Genomic DNA, 18,142 nt, shown 5'->3' on the forward strand with positions numbered 1-18,142 from the left:
TTGAACATAAGACTATACCTTATCAGACCAGATCCAACTCCAATACCTTTGCTTTGTAATCCACAGGCAACAGCGCATTTCTGAATGGTTTTTCTATCCCAAAAAAGCGGCTTAACTTGTAAGCATGCAAAGCTGGAGTAAGCATGGATCGCTCCCCCAGCGACAAAAGATCTTTTACCCTTTGAGGAACAACCATAATCTGTACCTGTTTTAGCATACGATATCTGATCGCTCCAAGGTGTTTTTTATACTGCTTATATAAGTCAATGGTAAAATCGCTTGAGAGTAAATTATCCTGCAAGTGCTCTCTTCGCATGGTTTCCCATTTATCTAAATCCGTAGGTAACCCGTTAATCCCCATCCGGAAACCAACCTCGTAAAAGGTGGCAAATATTTCCTTTTTTTCTTCCCTGGTTAATTTTCTTTCCAATACTTCAAATGAACGGATGGAATAATCGATCAGCATAAAAAGCACATCCCGGTATGCCCAGTCAGGAATCTGGCTGCCACGTTGCTTTTCTACTCCCTGATGAATTGCTGTGATTTTATCGATCGATTTCAACGCAGCATCATATTCTGAAAATACGATAAGCCGGGCATAGGTTACCGTAGAAAACAGTCTACCCAAAGGATCCGCCGGAAGTTTTCCTGTGAAATAAAGCCAGTCAACCGCTTTATTCAAAGCAAATTCAGCAGATGCTCCTGCAAAAATGAAGAGTATCGTATCTGCTTTCCCCCAAATCTGCCTGACAATGGAACCTTCATTTACAAAATATTTCATGATACTGATGTCTTCAACTTATTCTCAACAATGACTACAAACAAAATGCCTAAAGTATAGGCAACCATATCCCCCCATTCAAAACTGGTTCCAAGCACAATTCTGGCTATCCGAAACTTTTCAAGCCCCAGCACCTCCACATAGTTGAAATTTTGAAATGTTTCCAGAGAATAAGCAAACGCTAACACCAAAAAAGCAGTCAGGTTTACCGGCAAAAGAACAAAACTACGAACCAGATAATAAAGCATAATCACCACCAGAAAGTCACCGCCGTACGGCCTAACAATCTGGTCGTTAACAAACATCGCGATCAGCACTTCTACGAGAAAAAGAAACAGTGCCAGCAAAAAGTAAAATTTATTAAATTGCAACATATTAAAAGTACTTTGAATTTCAAAGTTAATAAATACAAGTTGACTTATGCTAATTACTGAGTTGAAATTTTTGAGAAAGAATTTAATAAACAGTTATCTCAAATCCCCATTAGACTCCCATCGAACTTATACGTCTTCCCTTTAACCGTATTAAAAGAAACCGTTTTATCTCCGTACCGGACATTACATTTATTTCCTGCTTTTGATAAAATAACAACCGACAGAAGCTTGCCGCCTTTCCAACCCATAGTCAGTTCGAATGCGCCTCTTGCAACCAGTCCCGACACTTTGCCCTCCGGCAGCGCAGATGGCAAGGCGGGAAGCAAATTGAGTTCTCCAAGATGACTTTGTACCAGTAATTCCAGTATCCCGGCAGCACCACCAAAATTTCCGTCGATCTGAAAAGGCGGGTGTGCATCAAAAAGATTCGGGTACGATCCCCCACCCTGCATTTTCACAGAACTGCCCTGAACCGGATTAAACAATTTACGGATCATCGTGTAGGCATGTTCTCCATCCAGGAAACGTGCCCAGTAGTTGATTTTCCAAGCTAAGCTCCATCCGGTTCCGTCATCACCACGGTATTCAAGCGACTTCTTAGCAGCACTTAAAAGCTCCGGCGTTCTGCTAGGTATGATTTCTTCTCCCGGATAAACTCCCCAAAGATGTGATACATGGCGATGATGGTTGGTCGTGTCATCCACGTCGGTCATCCATTCCTGAAGCTGTCCGGCCCTTCCAACTTTGTTTGGCGCAATTTCAGGAATAAGGGCTTTCAGTTTTGAAGAGAAAACGGGATCAGTTTTAAGGATGTCGGCGCTTTCTACACAGGCCCTGAACAGTCCGCGAATTATCTGGTGATCCATCGTTGGTCCGGCAACCAGTCCGCCATTTTCAGGAGAGTTGGATGGGGAGCTTATCAGTTTTCCGGTTTTTGAATCTTTGACCAAAAACTGAGTGAAAAATTCCGCCGCACCTTTCATCAACGGATAGGCTATTTTTTGAAGAAATACCTTATCCTGTGTAAAACGGTAATGCTCCCACAAATGCAAGCTCAGCCAGGCCCCGCCCGTCACCCAGATTCCATGATTTGCCGCATTGATCGGGGCGGCACCGCGCCACAAATCCGTATTGTGGTGAACCAGCCAGCCATCGGCGTTGTAATGTTCTCTGGCAACCTCAGCACCTGTTTTTGAAAGGTCTTTAAGCATTTCAAAAAGTGGAAGATGACATTCACTAAGATTGGTCATTTCCACCGGCCAGTAGTTCATTTCCGTGTTGATATTAACGGTATACTTGCTGTCCCACGAAGGATTTAACTTGTCATTCCATTTGCCCTGAAGATTTGCAGGATGCGTACCTGGCCGACTACTTGCAATCAGCAAGTATCTGGCATACTGAACATACAAAGCCAGAAACGCAGGATCATCCGGGTTACTTTTAAATTGCCGGAGACGTTCATCCGTTGGCAGCTGAGAGGATGCTTTAAGCGGTAGATCCAGAGAAAATTTCGCAAACAACTTTTGATAGTCAGCAATATGCAGTTTCTTCGCCTCATCATACAGTGGAGCAGTTTTTAATACCCTGCTCACTTTTTCAACCGGCTTGCCGTTTACTGATTTATAATCAACATAGGTGGTAGCGGCAGCTAAAACGAGGGTAGCCGAAGTGGCATTTTTCACCGTTATTTTACCATTGACTTCACTTAGCTGTCCATCCGTTATAATCTTTACCCGGGCAACACCTTCTAAAACTCCTTTATCAACTTTTACATTTAAAGTCAGTTCATTTTTAGCACCCGATACTTTTTTATTGACATGAAGTGCATCCATCCTGAGGCTAAAATTAAGCCTGGCAGCTTTGCCTCCGTTTATTTTTACATAAATGGCCTGCGATGGGTAACTGGCGAAAACCTCACGCGAATATTCATTATTACCTGACTTGTACCTGACTTTACTAATACCTTCTTTCAGGTCAAGTTCCCTTTTATATTCCGTAAAATTTTCATGATCAGGAAAGTCAATGTAAAGATCCCCGAAAGGCTGATAAGCCATTTGCCGAACCGGATCACCCATAAATTCCTTTGTCGCCAGCGTTTCTGCCTCTTTTTGTTTTCCTTCACTAAGCAAAGTCCGGATTTGGCCAAGATATTTACCCGCACCTTTGTGCGCATAACTTCTGGGTTCGCCTGTCCAGAGTGTTTCTTCATTAAACTGAATATGCTCCGTGGCGACTCCGCCGAAAACCATGGCTGCCAGTTTCCCGTTGCCAACAGGCAACGCTTCTTCCCACTCCCTGGCAGGTTGTTTGTACCAAAGTTTAAGATTCCGATTTTGACAAAACGCCGGTAAAACAATCAATAATTGAATGCAGAGAAGTAAAATGAAACGTTTCATTCCAAAGTTAAAATTGCTGTAAAACGTTACTTATAAGTTCCGGAATTAATGTTACTACTATTCAAATCACTTTCTGATATCATTTTTGTGAGTCAAAAAAAGCATGATGTATACAAAAAGTGCCTGTAAAAATTAATTTTACAGGCACTTAACATCCGAATTTCTATTTTCAACGTATACTTATCAGCTTGAATAATCTGTAATTTGATTTTTATTGGTACGGATCTGATGCTCGCTCCAAAAATCAGCCAGCTTGCCTGCAACAATAAATGGAAGTGATACAACTGTAGAAATAATCATGGCGAGGAATAATATAATTGCAAGCCAGAATTTACCGATATTATATATAATCTTTGTTAAATTTTTCATGGGTACAACGTTTAAGTTCAATTCTTCATTGATACATTTATAAACGTTATTTTTATAAAGATCGTACCAAGCTCAACGCCAATATTAATTATTATTCAATCCGGGCTGATTACCCTCCAAAAGATCAGCTCCTTATAATAAGGTGATGAGCAAATTTTTTGAAGTCGTTTTAAAGTCCATTTTGGCATTGATTTTGTTCAGTGCAACTGCTGTTGCTGCCATCGTATCTTCTCCGTTTCTTCTGTTTTTTATAATTTCCAAATTTGTAAAGAACATCCTGAAAAAAATAAGATAACTTGAAGGCTGAGACGAAATTCAAAATTTGCACAGTGAATATATGAAGAGAAGAAATTTCATCAAACTCAGTTCAGTTGCAGGTATATCGGCTACCTTTTTTCCATTTATAAACTGTGCAAATCCCGATAAATCAACATTAGCCGGAGATTTTGAACTTTCAGAAATAACCATCGGTGGTTTGCAAAACAAAATGAAAAGCGGTGATTTAACTGCCCGTTCGATTACGCAAATGTACCTGGACCAAATCGCAATAACCGACAAAGCCGGGCCAAAAATAAACGCAATTATCGAACTAAATCCCGATGCGTTGGCCATAGCGGATTCTCTTGACGAAGAACGAAAAAGCGGTAAAGTTCGCGGACCATTACACGGAATACCGGTTTTGATAAAAGACAATATTGATACCGCAGATAAAATGCAGACGACTGCCGGCTCACTTGCACTGGAAGGAAACATTGCTTCAACTGATGCATTTATTGTGCTGCAACTGAGAAAAGCAGGAGCTGTCGTTTTAGGAAAAACCAACCTGAGCGAATGGGCTAATTTCCGTTCTTCAAGATCTTCCAGTGGTTGGAGCAGCCGTGGCGGACAAACGAAAAATCCATATATTCTCGATCGATCTCCCTGCGGGTCCAGTTCGGGTTCAGGCGCTGCTGTCGCAGCCAATCTGTGTGTCGTGGCAGTAGGCACCGAAACAAACGGCTCTATCGCCTGTCCGGCCTCCATGAACGGCATTGTCGGCATAAAACCAACGGTTGGTTTGGTAAGCCGTACCGGAATTATCCCAATTTCTAAAACGCAGGATACAGCCGGCCCTCTTGCAAGATCCGTTACTGATGCCGCAATTTTGTTAACCGTGATGGCCGGAGCTGATTCAAATGATCCGGTAACATCAGAAAGTAAAGGCCGTGAACAAACGAATTACGCGCAGTTTCTTGACAAAAACGGATTGAGGGGAAAACGGATAGGTGTGGAGAAAACATTCCTCAAAAAACACGAAGGAATGGATAACTTACTTCAAAAAGCACTTGAACAAATGAAAAAGCTGGGTGCAGAAATCATCGAAATTGAATTCATAGAAATGAACGATACAGACGGTGCAGAATCTGATGTTTTACAATATGAGTTCAAGGATGGTGTGAATAAATATCTGGCACATGCTAATTCCAAAGTAAAATCTCTGGAAGAAGTTATCGCTTTTAACAAACAGAATGAGGCCAAAGTAATGCCTGATTTCAAACAGGAAACCCTGGAAGAATCGCAGGCAAAAGGAGATTTGACTGATGAAGAATACCTCGCCGCACTGGCAAAAATCACCAACGTAAGGAAACTTATTGATAATGAATTGAAAAAAAATAATCTGGATGCGTTGTGCGGACCAGCTACCGGGCCATCCTGGTGTATAGATCCCGTAAACGGAGATTCCTGGACTGGTTACGGTGCCTATGGACCAGCTGCTCTTGCAGGGTATCCTTCTGTAACACTGCCAATGGGTAAGATAAAAGAGCTGCCCGTTGGCATTTCATTTTTTGGCAAAGCATACGATGAACCTGGTCTGATCAGCATCGCTTTTGCCTATGAGCAGGCTTCAAAAAACCGGACAGTACCAACTTTTAAACCAAGCATATCCGGATAAATTTCAGCACCCAAAGTTGGTTAACCAATCTGACAATACAAACAGAGCGTATATGCCAAAAATGATATGGCATGAAACTGACCTGTTCGATATTCTGCTTTTGGCTGCTAATCGCTGCCCGCATTCCCAATGCTACTGTTGATACTTTCGACACGTCGCACTATGCCGGCACTTGGTATTCGCTTTACTCGATTCCCACCACCTATGATAAAGGCAGCAGGGAAACAACCGGGAAGTACACCTGGAATAAGAAAGGCGGGTATTTCGATGTCGTTACATCCTACAAAAAGCCAGGCAGTGAAGAAATCCATACCATCAGTTCCAAGGTTTACAAAGGAGATGGTAAACAACCTGCTCAGATGAAATGTCAGTTTGTCTGGCCATTTAAGCTGGATTATTGGGTAATTGAGTTGGGCCAGGATTATTCGTATGCAGTGGTTGGCCATCCCGAACATAAGCTGCTGTTTATCATGAGCCGGAAAAAGACCATGGACAAAAAACTTTATAACAGTATTTTAGAGCGATGTGAAGCAAGGGGATATAAAGTTGCACAGCTCACATCCCAGCATCACGATGATTGATTTTATTTAAATTCACAAAGACGTTTATGCTGAAAAGGTCTTTGACTTCCTGATTGCTCACTTCATTTTTTACAAACCGTTAGTAATAATCGTAACGTTTTCTCTTTTCGAAGTAGTTTAAAAATTACTTTCATGGAGAGAAGAAAATTTATCTCATTAAGTGGTAAAACATTGTGCGCCCTGCCTGTTTTTTCATCAGCAGTATTTTCTTTTGGCAGAGAAGATAAAATGCCTGACTGGCTGGTCGGGTTGGTTAAACGTAATGACACAGGTGTTGAATCACTTCTGACCTACCAGGTTCAAGAGAAAAATAGTCCGGATCTCGGAGGCGTTAAAGATGGCTACGATATCCTGAATCCACATAGCACCGCCGCCATTATTCAGTGGGGTGCGTGTGCGATATTCTCTCCCGATTCAAAATTTTACCAGTCAGATGCACTGCTTAGCCAGATGCGGCTGGCCGCCATGTACCTTCTTAAAATTCAGCATAAAGACGGAACTATCGATCTTCTTTCGACCAATTTTCATTCTACACCGGATACGGGTTTTTTGGTAAAAAGACTGGCTATTGCCTACACACTTCTTGAAAGATCCGGTGCAGCTGAAAATCAAAAAGTGCTTATCCCGCTGAAGGAATTTCTGATGAATGCCGGGGAAGCTTTAATTGCAGGCGGAATACATACACCAAACCATCGCTGGGTGGTTTCAGCTGCCCTGACTAAACTCAATGAACTCTGGCCGGATATCCGCTATGTCGACAGGATAAATCAATGGCTTGACGAACATATTGACATCGACATCGACGGGCAGTTCAATGAAAAAAGTACTTTCATTTACTCTTCCCTTACCGACCGCTTGCTGATCACCATCGCTGCCGGACTGAATAAGCCCGATCTGCTGGAAAGTGTCAGAAAAAATCTGAACATGACACTTTATTATGTACATCCCAATGGCGAAATCGTGACAGATGCTTCGGGAAGGCAGGATAAAGCTGCTATCGGTACTTTGGAAAATTATTATTACCCATATCGTTACCTGGCGATGCTGGATAAAAACACAACTTATTCGGCTATGTGCAAAATGATCGAGGAAACAGCCGGACCAAAAATAGGCGGTTTTCTTGATTATCTGCTTGCAGACGCTTCACTTTGGGAGGCGCTTCCGCCGGTTACCGCACTTCCGTTAAATTATGTAAAATCCTTCCCCAACTCCGGTTTGGTCCGAATCAGAAAAAACCGGTGGGATAGTACACTTATTGCTAACAATCCCGTCTGGTTTACCTTCATGAAAGGACGGGCTGTTTTGCAGGGAGTACGATTTGCCTCGTCATTTTTTGGAAAGGGGCAGTTTCAATCAGCCAAACTCGAACAAAAGGGAAACAGCTGGGAATTGACTCAGACACTAGACGGACCCTATTTTCAGCCTTATCCAAAAGAAGGGATTTCGCCTGACGGAGACTGGGAGAAAATGCCGAAACTCAACAGACCTCAAAGTGAAATTCAGTATCTTGAAACAAAAGTTACTATCCGGGAAATAAAAGAAGGTATGGAAGTAGAAATTGTTTCCGGTGGTACCGACGGCGTTCCGGCTGCCATTGAACTCATTTTCAGGCCGGGAGGAGATTTAAAAGGACCGCTAAAAATTGAAGGAAGCAAGGATTCATGGATATTGAAAGAAGGTATGGGAACTTATACTTTTGAAAAAGACACGATAACATTTGGCCCCGGACTTTCCCTGCATAAAAACACAGTCCTTCGTGGCTCGCTACCCGTCATGGATGCCCCCTCAGTGTTTCTGACCGGCTTTACACCTTTTAAACACACCATCAAATTCTCATAAAAAAAGGGGTCCTTTTCCGGATCCCTCGCTGGTTGTTTTCAGTTTCTTTCAAGCCATTCCAAAATGTAATCCGCATCTTCTTTCCAGGTCGGCTGGCCAAGCACGTAGTGGTTTCTGCCGGCAAATTCTTTATACTCGGTAACTGAGCCATTGTCTTTCTTATAAGCTTTAAAATTTCTGATGTTCAGTGAAGGAGGTAAGATATTGTCTTCACTTCCCGAAGTGATTAAAAGAGGGACATGTGGTTTGTTAAAATCAACTTTGGCGGCAGAAGTTAAACCTCCTCTTGCCACGGTTTTCGATTCCGGTATTGTGTTCGCTTCCCAGGACGATTTCTGATCTTCCAGAGACATTCCGTTTGTAAATGCGTATTGCCAGTCCGACAGTGACATCAGATATGTTTTTTTCAACGATGTGAATAGACCGAGTGCTTTCCAACCGGCTTTCAGAAAAGAAAATTCATAAGGAATAATTCCCTGCGGCGGTACCGGATGAATACCTACTCCTGCTACGCCGAGGTCACGGTTAATCAAAATCTGCGTTATTAATCCACCCAGAGAATGACCGATAATAATGGGTTTTTCCGGTAGTGACTTCGCGATAGAAGCATAGTGATCTACCAGCTCCGACAGAGTGAGTGCTGCCAGACCGGTATCATTTGGCTGGCGGTTACGAAGTTCAGCAGCAGGTGCCGATTCTTTATAAGGCCAGGCAGGTGCAAGCGTTTTATAACCTTTGCTTTCAAAATAAGTTTTCCAGGTATCCCAGCCACTATTGTGAACAAACGCACCGGTAATAAACAAGACGGTTTTGGAGTTACTGCTTTTCATCATTTTACAGGTTATGCGGTTGAATTTTAATTTCTGTTTGTGTTTTGAACAGGACAAAATTCAGCAGTATATCAGACAATAATTTTAACCCAGGTTAAAATCGTTCGCTCGCCATTCTTTTTCTGATACGGCTCAAAGATGGCCCCTGAATACCCAAATAAGAAGCAATGTGGTAAAGCGGAACTGAATTAAAAATATCCGGATGTTTTTCAATCAGTTCGAGATAACGCTGTTCCGGTGTACGAAACATAAAATGTTCAGTCCGCGTCATGGCAATATTAAAAGCAGTTTCGGCAACGAGCCGGCCAAACCTTTCCCATTGGTGCGACTGCTCATAAAGTTGATGTAAATGATTGATGTGAATATACAGAATGGAAGATTCCACCATGGATTCGGTGTAATAGTCGCATGGTGTTTGGTTCACAAAACTTTTATATGAAACAACAACCTGATTTTTGGAGAAGAAAAATACATTTTTCTCTTCAGCAGAATCTTCATTAATATAATACGTACGGAAAACACCATCGAGAATAAATCCCAGATGTTTACATACGTTTTTGTACTCGTTATAAAACTCTCCCTTTTTGTAAGAACGGTGTTGCCAATAGGGTAAGGACAAAGAAAATTCCTTTTCATCCATTCCGGAAAATGCTTTAAAAGCATGACCTAAAAGTTCAATTTCTGTCATTAAATATCAGTTTGTGAAGGCTTTAACAAAAATAATCTTTAATTTGATTAAATCACCGGACACCAATGATTTCTAGGCTAAATAACGGTCCAAACAGGAAGGATATTCCGGATTTATTTCACAGCCAGTAACTCAATCTTTTCGATTACTGGTGCCGAGCTTAGCAGCGCAGCAGCGTTTTCCATTAAAGCTTCTGCAACTTTTCCCGAAAGATGTGCATCGCGTCCTTCTTCCGCTTCAAAAGTATCAAAAATCCCGAATGTCGAGGGACCAATTTTTAACGCATACCAGGAAGCAGTCAGCGGCTCGTCCATGACCAATGAAAGGCCGCTTTTCAGGAATTCTTCAACGTCATCTTCTTTGCCGGGCTTTGCTTCCATCCTGACAAGTAATGCCAATTTTACCATTTGGTGTTATTTGGGGGTTTTAATATTTTGAGTTTACCAAAACACCTACGTGCTCTGCCGGTTTAAAGATTACAAGTAATTAACTAAATGTTCCCACAATATAAAAACCCTCATTGTCAGCGGAATAATTGGTATTATTTTATTAAATTTGAAACACTTCCTCCTGATAAATTTCCTGCAAAATTTAACCGGCTTAGCATATATGATAAGGTTTATATCTTTATTTCTGCTACTTTTTCCGCAAATCGCCTTTGCCAATTCCCTGTTGATCCCAATGGACAAAACCCAAAGCAATCATTTGAAAGCTTACGGCTTGTCATACATGTTATTAAAGGGAGACATCGACGTGGACTGGCTGTTGAACTATCGCGGAGGCAGCTTTATGGTGCAATACAGTAAGTCGGTTGAAAAGGAATGCAAGCTCAGGAGCATTTCTTATGAAGTTCTTTCCGATGCAGCAACGCAACAAATCGTAAGCCAGATTACCCGACCTGATGTCAATATGGATGTGATTAAACTGCACAAAGCCGCAAAAATTGCCGTTTATTCCCCAATCAAAATCAGTCCGGCAGAATTTGAAAACACCGATGCAGTTCTTTTGGTATTAAAATATGCGGAAATTCCATTCGAAGTGATTTATGACGAAGAAATTTTAAAAGGAGATTTACCAAAATACGATTGGCTGCATCTGCATCATGAGGATTTCACAGGGCAGTTTGGCCGTAACATGCGCCGGACATCAGAGGTGGACGTGAAGGCACAGGAATCGATAGCAAACCGTTTTGGCTATACGAAGGTTTCACACATGAAACTGGCTGTCGCCAAGAGCATCAAGGAATTTTGTGCGGGAGGTGGATTTCTGTTTGCAATGTGTTCCGGTGCCGAAACTTTTGATATTGCGCTTGCCGCCGAAGGTGTGGATATTGTCGATCATTTCGATGGAGACGGAGTCGACCCGCAGGCACAGTCCAAGCTGGATTTCACCAAAACTTTCGCTTTTCACAATTTTAAATTACAGCTGGATGAATATGATGGCATGAACTTCTCCGACATCAATTCCGCTGGTGGGCGTTTTCGTGGTTTTGGTGACAACGATGCCTATTTTTCTTTGTTTGATTTTTCAGCAAAATGGGATGTGATACCGGCCATGCTCGTTCAAAATCATGAGAATCTGATCCGCGAGTTTTTTGGACAAACAACTGCCTTTTCAAAAAATACGGTTAAACCGAGTGCGCTGGTGATGGGAACCAGCAGCCAGTCGGACCGGTACATTTATGGTGAAATGGGCAGAGGACAGTGGACCTTTTATGGCGGACATGATCCCGAAGGACGCGGCGGCGGCGGACGCAGAATGCCAACAGATTTGAATCTCTATCCAAACTCACCAGGATATCGGTTAATATTAAATAATGTACTTTTCCCCTCAGCCAGAAAAAAGAAGCGGAAAACCTGAATTTCGTTTTAACATTTTTTAAGACAATAGAAATCAGGCAGTTCCGTTTGGTTTAAAGTTTCCACTCTTTAACCCAACCCAATAGTATGAGATCATTGTCTTCTATTTTTTTCACAGCGTTTTTGTTTCTTGCCGCGGGTTTTGTACAGGCGCAGGATATGAAAATAGGCCATGTCGATCAGCAGTACATTTTCGCAAATCTTCCTGAGTTTAAAAAACTGAATCAGGAAATCACTGAAAAAAGTGAGCAATACGATAAAATTTTAAAAAGCAAATTTGACGAATTCGAAACAAAAAGAGCAGTATTTGAAAAGCTGGTGTCCGGACAGGCAAGTGATGCGATATTAAAGGATAAGGCAACTGAGCTGGAAAATTTAAAAAAGTCCTATGAGGAATTTCAAAACAATTCCACCACAGAACTCCGGAACTATTATGGCAGGAAATTCACCCCTATCAAAAAGAAAGTTAACGATGCCATCGTATTTGCAGGAAGGCAAAAAGGATATACTTTTCTGTTGCGTATGGATCTGAATCCCGATGGCGGCGATCTTTGGCCGGTTGTTTTGTACGCACAAGATACCACTGCCACACTTACATCCGAGATCCTGAAAAATCTCGGTGTTGACAGCACGGCGGCTTCTGCACGAAAAATTGGGATTCCGCAGATGATGAATAAGAAATAAGAAGTTTATCAAACATCTCAGATCGGGCCGGAAGTTTAACCAACTTGCGGCTTTTTTATTGGCCTAATTATTATCAGTACCGCATCGTATAGTTTCTTCATTGACCATTAGTGTTCCCTCAAAATCCTTTTCAAGCATTTGCAAAATGTGGATTCTGTAGTTCCCAGAAAGGTCGCAATGTAACGATCCGGGATGCGACGAAACAGCGACGCCGAATGCTGCAAATATTTGGCAATCCGTTCCTCAACGGAATTGTATCTAAGTAATTCGATTCTTTTCTGGGAAAGAACCAGATAATTTTCAAAAAGCGAAATGACCAGACTTGCAGTCATACTGTCGTGCTCACGTATGGAGCAGTACTGCTCGTAAGAAACGGGATATGCCCATGTGTCTTCCAGTGTTTCGAGTCCGACACTGGACGGCGACCGCATCAGAAAGCTATCTGCAATACAGGCGATATTTCCATCAGAAACCATCCAGGCAGTTATATCTGACTGCTTCCTTTCATAGTAAGCCCTCATTACTCCTTTTTCGATCAGATAAAGGTTGTGGCTGACGTCACCCACATCTGTCAGAATTTTTCCATTCGAAAAAAAACGTGGTTTAAGCCACAGTGATGAAAACGTTTCAGATTGGCGAAGGATCTTGGAAAGCTCCTGAACAGTGCTGGTATTTTTCATATTGATGATGAAGTAAGTTACATATTTATAAATAGTTATTAAGTTAATATTGTTCTGAGACAACTGAAAATATTGTTCTGAGACAACCTAAATTAATGTCCAGCAACAAGATACAAAACCTGATTATCACATTAACTTGCTTATGCAAAAATCATTAACTTAAATCAACCAGTCCATGAAACCACCGTAAAATTTTAAAATTTTTGACAAAACACTTTTCAACTAACTTAATCAAATCAATGAAAAAGACAAACCTATACACGACAGCGTTAGTAGCTCTCCTGCTCATCTGGGGCTGCGATAAAGGCCCGGAACTCACGCCTCTTACTCAGGAAGGCAAAAATACGTTCTCCTGCAAAGTGAATGGAAAAGTATGGATACCCGATGGCAGGGGTTCCATTTTTGTTAACATACCTCCAATCGATGGCGGTTTCTTTCGAGGGGATCAATACAGTATTAGTAAAATCTGGATTTCTACCTATTCTAGTGATAATCAAGAAGTCCATCTTTTCTTAGAAACAATTGACGTGGGTCCGAAGAACTTAGATAGAAAAACACATCCATATGGAGCTTCCTTTCAACCAAGTAATTATGGTTTATATAGAAATTCGCAGCAAAAAGAGTTCATTACCTCTAATATCAACACTGGAACAATTACACTGATAAAAGCAGATACTTTAACTGGAATAATCTCAGGAACTTTTGAGTTCACGGCAGCCAATTCGAGTGGAAACGTTACAAAAATCACAGACGGTCGTTTCGATATAAACAGTAAAACACTTTAAAGTATACCCTAAACTGTAAAATCATGAAAAAATTTGTACGCCTATTTCTAGGCCTGGCATCGTTATGCCCAGTTTTCAACCTAATTGCTCAGAACGAGCGGGTACTAAACGTACCACAATATCAGGATCACCTGCAAGCAGCAGATTATGCCTTTACCAATCTCGACAAATCTCTTGTATCTACAGGTATATTATACGATCGTGCCTTCAAAAACGCACATTTAGACACGTTTTCGCCAATAGAGCCTTCTAATTCAGGACATTGGCTCAATGCCTATTACGAGTTGCACCAAGCGTCCTATAATAAGGAAAACAAACTGACGTATGAACAGATGCGGAACCTTATTTACCATAGCTCCGAAACCCTTAATACCGTCCCTATTGGAGTTATACTAGCTAACTTCAACGTTCTCAACTACAATGCTTTGGATGTAACAGCAAACAAAATGTATGAAATTAAACCAGGATTCACATCCTCTCAGGTGTTTCAATCCAAGGAAAATATCGTAGCCGCCGCATTGGTGCCTACAATTCCAAGGGGTACGTCAGGTTTTACTTTTCCACAGTGGGCTGCTATCACATGCAGAAATGAACATGTTACAAACATTCAGGTTGATTTTGGAGATGGCAACCCCATTAAAACTTTTAATCCGGGCGGGCTATCTCAGACAGTCACCTACAATACCGAGGGTGAGAAAAACATTTTGTTTACGATTAATCTGAGCAATGGATTGCAAAAGACTGCCCGGTCCACTATTGTAGTGAGCAATCAGAGTCATGCTAACAAATCTGTTGCCCGAACTTTAAATTATCCGAGAATGGACGCATACAATATTTCCTTGGTTGACTCAAGTGATATCCGGGCCACTATTCCGTTTCAGGGATATGATGAAACTTCTTCCTCTTTGGGTTATGGACAATATCTAACATACTACGCTAAGGGGCGTTCCCAACTTCGAAAACCAATCATTATAATTGACGGGTTCGATCCAGGGGAGGATAGAAATGCTCACTTAATATACTATGATAGACTAAAATATATTCATAACGGAGAAGATTTAAATTTAGGAAACGATTTACGTCAAAATACTCCTGGCAACGGCTATGATATAATCATACTGAATTTACCTAAATATGAATATACTTCAAGTGAGTATGTATGTTCTCTTTGGAACTGGTACCAACCGTCCAACGGTTATTATTTGCAAGAAGTTAAAAAGTATCGTGTCGGTGGAGGCGATTACATCGAGCGGAATGCATTTGTATTGGTGGAATTGATCAAGCGAATTAACCAACAACTGCAAGCCAATGGTAGCAATGAAAAGATCACTGTAATTGGCCCAAGTATGGGAGGGCTAATATCTAGATACGCATTGCGATACATGGAGCAGAACAATATGAATGCCAACTGCAAGTTGTGGGTATCGTTTGACAGTCCGCATCACGGAGCCAATGTTACGTTGGGGTTGCAATTCTGGCTTAAAATGATGGAGAAGATATCACCGGAAGCAGGAGTGGCACTTCATGAACAACTGGAATCACCGGCTGCTAAACAAATGGCCATTCAACATCATTTGGGACACGGAGTCAGTGGAGTGAGTTCACTGGTATCGGGTGCGCCAGGATTCAGAGATAGGTTCGCACAAACTATGAATAACATGGGTTTTCCTCAGGCTGCCTGTATGCGTAAGGTGGCCCTAAATAATGGAAGCAAGGCAGGTATTTTCCAAAATTATAGTCCATCGTTCAATCTATGAAAGTAACCGCTGAACTGAAGCCGCTTGGTGCAGCAGTTACTTGCTGGGCATTGGTACCAGGACTTTTCTGGATCACAGAGAAAGTATGTGATGTCCCGCCACTTGAAGCGCGGGCATATACAGCACCTGCATATAGTGACGGTTGCTTTGTAGCAAAGAAACACGTAGCAGGACATTACGATGATGGGTATGTGATAACAGGAAACAGCCAGCCAAGTATGGATCTGGTTCCAGGTGCATATCAAAATTTATTTGCCAGGGTAACGGACAAGGCTGCAAGGGAAAAATGGGTTTATAAAATTATTCCAGAAATTAATTTTACTCAAACCACCTTCATTCCTTCTGTCAGCTCTTTTGCCTTAAACAATCCCAACCGTGATTGGGGCAATTCGCTTAGTTCAATCAATGTTCAGGCAGATACTCCATTTGATGCATTATATGCTCCTGAAAACAACAATGAGGAACATACCCAGGTGACAAAGGCCGGAGTAGACTTTGTTAAGGCTCAGCTCGCACTGGCAGATCAACAGTGTTCAGCACCTGTCTTACCTCTTACAGATGGTTGTTACACGGTCAAAGCAAAACATTCTAACAAATACTCGCAACCGGAGGATGGTTCAAATGGAGGCAGACTTCGTCAATATGGAGCAAGTGGACAAACAAACCAGATTTTCCAATTTGAAACTGTTGATGGCGATTCTTATAAAATTACTTCCAAAATGACAAACATGGTCTGGATGCATTTGGTTTAGGAACAACAAATGGAACGTTAGTGAAACAATGGACATATGCAGGTGGCAACAACCAAAAATGGTTTTTGGGCTCTTGGGGAGATGGTACATACAAGATCTCACCAAAGCATGCACCTTCTATGGTAGCTGATACAGAAGGCATTAGCGGGGATGACGGTGCCGGCTTACATTTATGGCAACCGTTCGGAACAGATAACCAACGTTTTTATCTCGACCCGGCTAATTGCTCAACAAGCAATAACTGTGATTTTAATGTAATTACATCTGGTCCAACTACTAATCCGACACCTGGGCAAAATATTTCTTTGAACTCATCCTGCTCAGGATCTGATTGCGGTTCAGTAACATATTCATGGAGCGGAAACGGAATCTCAGGCAATTCGAATTCCTACAACCTTAATGCCCCTTCTCCTGGAACATATGTTTATAATTTAACAATAAGCAAAGGCGGATGCTCCAGTCAATCGCGAAATGTTACTGTAACAGTTGTGTCCGGAAGTAGTGGATCTGGTTTGGCTAACGGATGTTACACAATCAAGGCCAAGCATTCTAATAAATTCATGCAGCCTGACAATAACAATGATGGGGCATCAATTAAGCAATACGGCGCAAACGGTCAGACTAATCAAATTTTTCAGCTTTCTTTCGTTGATGGCGACTGCTACAAAATCCAGTCAAAGAGTTCGAATAAAGTTTGGGATGCAACAGGATCTTCCTATGGTAGTACAATCAATCAATATGACTGGTATAATACCAACAATCAAAAGTGGATTTTGAGTTTGCAAGGAGATGCTACATTTACAGCTAGCGCTAAAAATAGTGCTGGTCTGCTAGCCGATATCGAAAGCGTGAGTATATACGATGGCGGTTACCTACACTTATGGGGTAATCTAAATGCTGATAATCAGCGCTTTTATTTCTCTCCGGTAGGATGCGGAAATAATAATTCCACTTGTGACTTCAATATTTCATCCGGTAGTTCTAATAGCGCCCCCTCTATTAACAATCCCATTCAGTTAAATGCGTCCTGTAACGGAGGGGACTGTGGGGCGGTAACTTATTCGTGGGACGGCAATGGAATAAGTGGAAATAATTCTTCGGTTAATATTAACGCACCCAGTTCTCCCGGCACCTATTATTATACTGTAACTGCCAGTAAAAACGGATGCAGCAATAAATCAAGCACGGTGTCGATTACTGTGGGCGGAAGCAGTTCTGGAGTAAACTGTAATGCAATGTATGGGCATATGGATGCTGGCTGTGCAGCAATTAATGGCTGGATATACGATTCAAGTCAACCAAATACAGTAATCAATGTAGATATATTTGAAGGTACCACGTTAATTCAAGGCAATGTGCCCGCAAGTATTTTCCGCCAGGATTTGGTTGATGCTAACATTGGAAATGGTGTACATGGATTTCAAATTGCAACGCCTTCGTTTCTGCTCAACGGGCAAAACCGCTCTATCAGGGTTCAGGCGTCGGGCTGCTCTTACGAGCTAATCAATTCACCCAAAACGATCAATTGTAGCCCAAATGCCAGAATTGGTCAGGCTGAAGCATTTACTAATAAGGGTTCCCAACAAGAGATGGAGTCAGATTTAATTGTTGCTCCCAACCCCAATATTGGAACTTTTGAAGTTTCCTTCTTTCTGGAAATAAATAAGAATGCAGTTTTAAATGTGATAGACATGCAGGGAAAAAAATGTTTATAAAAAGGTTCTGAACGGAAAGGGGACTCACCATGAAAGAATTACGCTTCCATCACATACCTCAGGCAGCTTCATTGTTGCATTAAGTAAAGGATTTGGAGTTAAAACCGAAAAAATAATTT

The 18,142-nt window shown here is 41.7% G+C and carries 17 protein-coding genes; 9 read left to right on the forward strand and 8 right to left on the reverse strand.

Features of this window, described 5'->3' with window-relative positions; translation table 11 throughout:
* Positions 1-22: 22 nt before the first annotated feature.
* The 4 genes from E0F88_RS02080 to E0F88_RS02095 all read right to left on the reverse strand — a co-directional run bounded on the left by E0F88_RS02080 (position 23) and on the right by E0F88_RS02095 (position 3,920).
* Positions 23-781, reverse strand: a complete 759-nt coding sequence (locus E0F88_RS02080) for an oxygenase MpaB family protein (RefSeq protein WP_131956176.1) — start codon at positions 779-781, stop codon at positions 23-25.
* Positions 778-1,155: a ribosomal maturation YjgA family protein gene (locus tag E0F88_RS02085; protein ID WP_131956178.1), complete on the reverse strand. Its 378-nt coding sequence runs from the start codon at positions 1,153-1,155 to the stop codon at positions 778-780. Before E0F88_RS02085 ends, E0F88_RS02080 begins: the two co-directional genes overlap by 4 nt.
* A gap of 98 nt (positions 1,156-1,253) precedes the next feature.
* Complete coding sequence (locus tag E0F88_RS02090) at positions 1,254-3,551, reverse strand: glycoside hydrolase family 95 protein (protein WP_131956180.1); 2,298 nt, start codon at positions 3,549-3,551, stop codon at positions 1,254-1,256.
* Positions 3,552-3,734: 183 nt separating this feature from the next.
* Entirely contained in the window at positions 3,735-3,920 is a 186-nt protein-coding gene (locus tag E0F88_RS02095; RefSeq protein ID WP_131956182.1) for a hypothetical protein, read from the reverse strand.
* Positions 3,921-4,257: 337 nt separating this feature from the next.
* On the opposite strand from E0F88_RS02095, the gene E0F88_RS02100 reads away from it, so the two are divergent.
* From E0F88_RS02100 to E0F88_RS02110, 3 genes are all read left to right on the forward strand, one after another.
* On the forward strand, positions 4,258-5,853 hold the full coding sequence (locus E0F88_RS02100; protein WP_131956184.1) for an amidase: 1,596 nt from the start codon (positions 4,258-4,260) through the stop codon (positions 5,851-5,853).
* A 71-nt stretch (positions 5,854-5,924) separates the two neighbouring features.
* Positions 5,925-6,434 carry a lipocalin family protein gene (locus E0F88_RS02105; protein ID WP_131956186.1) on the forward strand — a complete coding sequence of 170 codons (510 nt, stop codon included), beginning with the start codon at positions 5,925-5,927 and terminating at the stop codon, positions 6,432-6,434.
* Positions 6,435-6,566: 132 nt separating this feature from the next.
* Entirely contained in the window at positions 6,567-8,273 is a 1,707-nt protein-coding gene (locus E0F88_RS02110; protein ID WP_131956188.1) for a hypothetical protein, read from the forward strand.
* A 38-nt stretch (positions 8,274-8,311) separates the two neighbouring features.
* Here E0F88_RS02110 and E0F88_RS02115 read toward each other — a convergent pair whose 3' ends face one another.
* The 3 genes from E0F88_RS02115 to E0F88_RS02125 all read right to left on the reverse strand — a co-directional run bounded on the left by E0F88_RS02115 (position 8,312) and on the right by E0F88_RS02125 (position 10,198).
* Positions 8,312-9,103, reverse strand: a complete 792-nt coding sequence (locus tag E0F88_RS02115) for an alpha/beta hydrolase (RefSeq protein WP_131956801.1) — start codon at positions 9,101-9,103, stop codon at positions 8,312-8,314.
* Positions 9,104-9,197: 94 nt separating this feature from the next.
* Positions 9,198-9,791 (reverse strand): Crp/Fnr family transcriptional regulator, encoded by a 594-nt coding sequence (locus tag E0F88_RS02120; RefSeq protein WP_131956190.1) that lies wholly within the window; start codon positions 9,789-9,791, stop codon positions 9,198-9,200.
* Positions 9,792-9,904: 113 nt separating this feature from the next.
* Entirely contained in the window at positions 9,905-10,198 is a 294-nt protein-coding gene (locus E0F88_RS02125) for a putative quinol monooxygenase (RefSeq protein ID WP_131956192.1), read from the reverse strand.
* 202 nt (positions 10,199-10,400) lie between these two features.
* Here E0F88_RS02125 and E0F88_RS02130 point away from each other — a divergent pair, with 202 nt between their 5' ends.
* Both E0F88_RS02130 and E0F88_RS02135 read left to right on the forward strand, forming a co-directional pair.
* Positions 10,401-11,651: an asparagine synthetase B gene (locus E0F88_RS02130; RefSeq protein ID WP_131956194.1), complete on the forward strand. Its 1,251-nt coding sequence runs from the start codon at positions 10,401-10,403 to the stop codon at positions 11,649-11,651.
* A gap of 86 nt (positions 11,652-11,737) precedes the next feature.
* Positions 11,738-12,334: an OmpH/Skp family outer membrane protein gene (locus tag E0F88_RS02135; protein WP_131956196.1), complete on the forward strand. Its 597-nt coding sequence runs from the start codon at positions 11,738-11,740 to the stop codon at positions 12,332-12,334.
* 107 nt (positions 12,335-12,441) lie between these two features.
* Here E0F88_RS02135 and E0F88_RS02140 read toward each other — a convergent pair whose 3' ends face one another.
* Positions 12,442-13,014: a Crp/Fnr family transcriptional regulator gene (locus E0F88_RS02140; protein ID WP_131956198.1), complete on the reverse strand. Its 573-nt coding sequence runs from the start codon at positions 13,012-13,014 to the stop codon at positions 12,442-12,444.
* Between the two features lie 239 nt (positions 13,015-13,253).
* On the opposite strand from E0F88_RS02140, the gene E0F88_RS02145 reads away from it, so the two are divergent.
* The 4 genes from E0F88_RS02145 to E0F88_RS02160 are packed head-to-tail and all read left to right on the forward strand — an operon-like array spanning position 13,254 to position 18,023.
* On the forward strand, positions 13,254-13,799 hold the full coding sequence (locus E0F88_RS02145) for a Riean_0653 family protein (RefSeq protein ID WP_131956200.1): 546 nt from the start codon (positions 13,254-13,256) through the stop codon (positions 13,797-13,799).
* Positions 13,800-13,822: 23 nt separating this feature from the next.
* A complete protein-coding gene (locus E0F88_RS02150) occupies positions 13,823-15,556 on the forward strand; it encodes an esterase/lipase family protein (protein WP_131956202.1) in 1,734 nt (577 codons plus the stop codon).
* On the forward strand, positions 15,553-16,308 hold the full coding sequence (locus tag E0F88_RS02155) for an RICIN domain-containing protein (protein ID WP_131956204.1): 756 nt from the start codon (positions 15,553-15,555) through the stop codon (positions 16,306-16,308). The genes E0F88_RS02150 and E0F88_RS02155 overlap by 4 nt, the downstream gene beginning before the upstream one ends.
* 20 nt (positions 16,309-16,328) lie before the next feature.
* On the forward strand, positions 16,329-18,023 hold the full coding sequence (locus tag E0F88_RS02160; protein ID WP_131956206.1) for an RICIN domain-containing protein: 1,695 nt from the start codon (positions 16,329-16,331) through the stop codon (positions 18,021-18,023).
* The last annotated feature ends 119 nt before the right edge of the window (positions 18,024-18,142 follow it).

It is taken from the genome of Dyadobacter psychrotolerans (assembly GCF_004349265.1).
Classification (GTDB): Bacteria; Bacteroidota; Bacteroidia; order Cytophagales; family Spirosomataceae; genus Dyadobacter; species Dyadobacter psychrotolerans.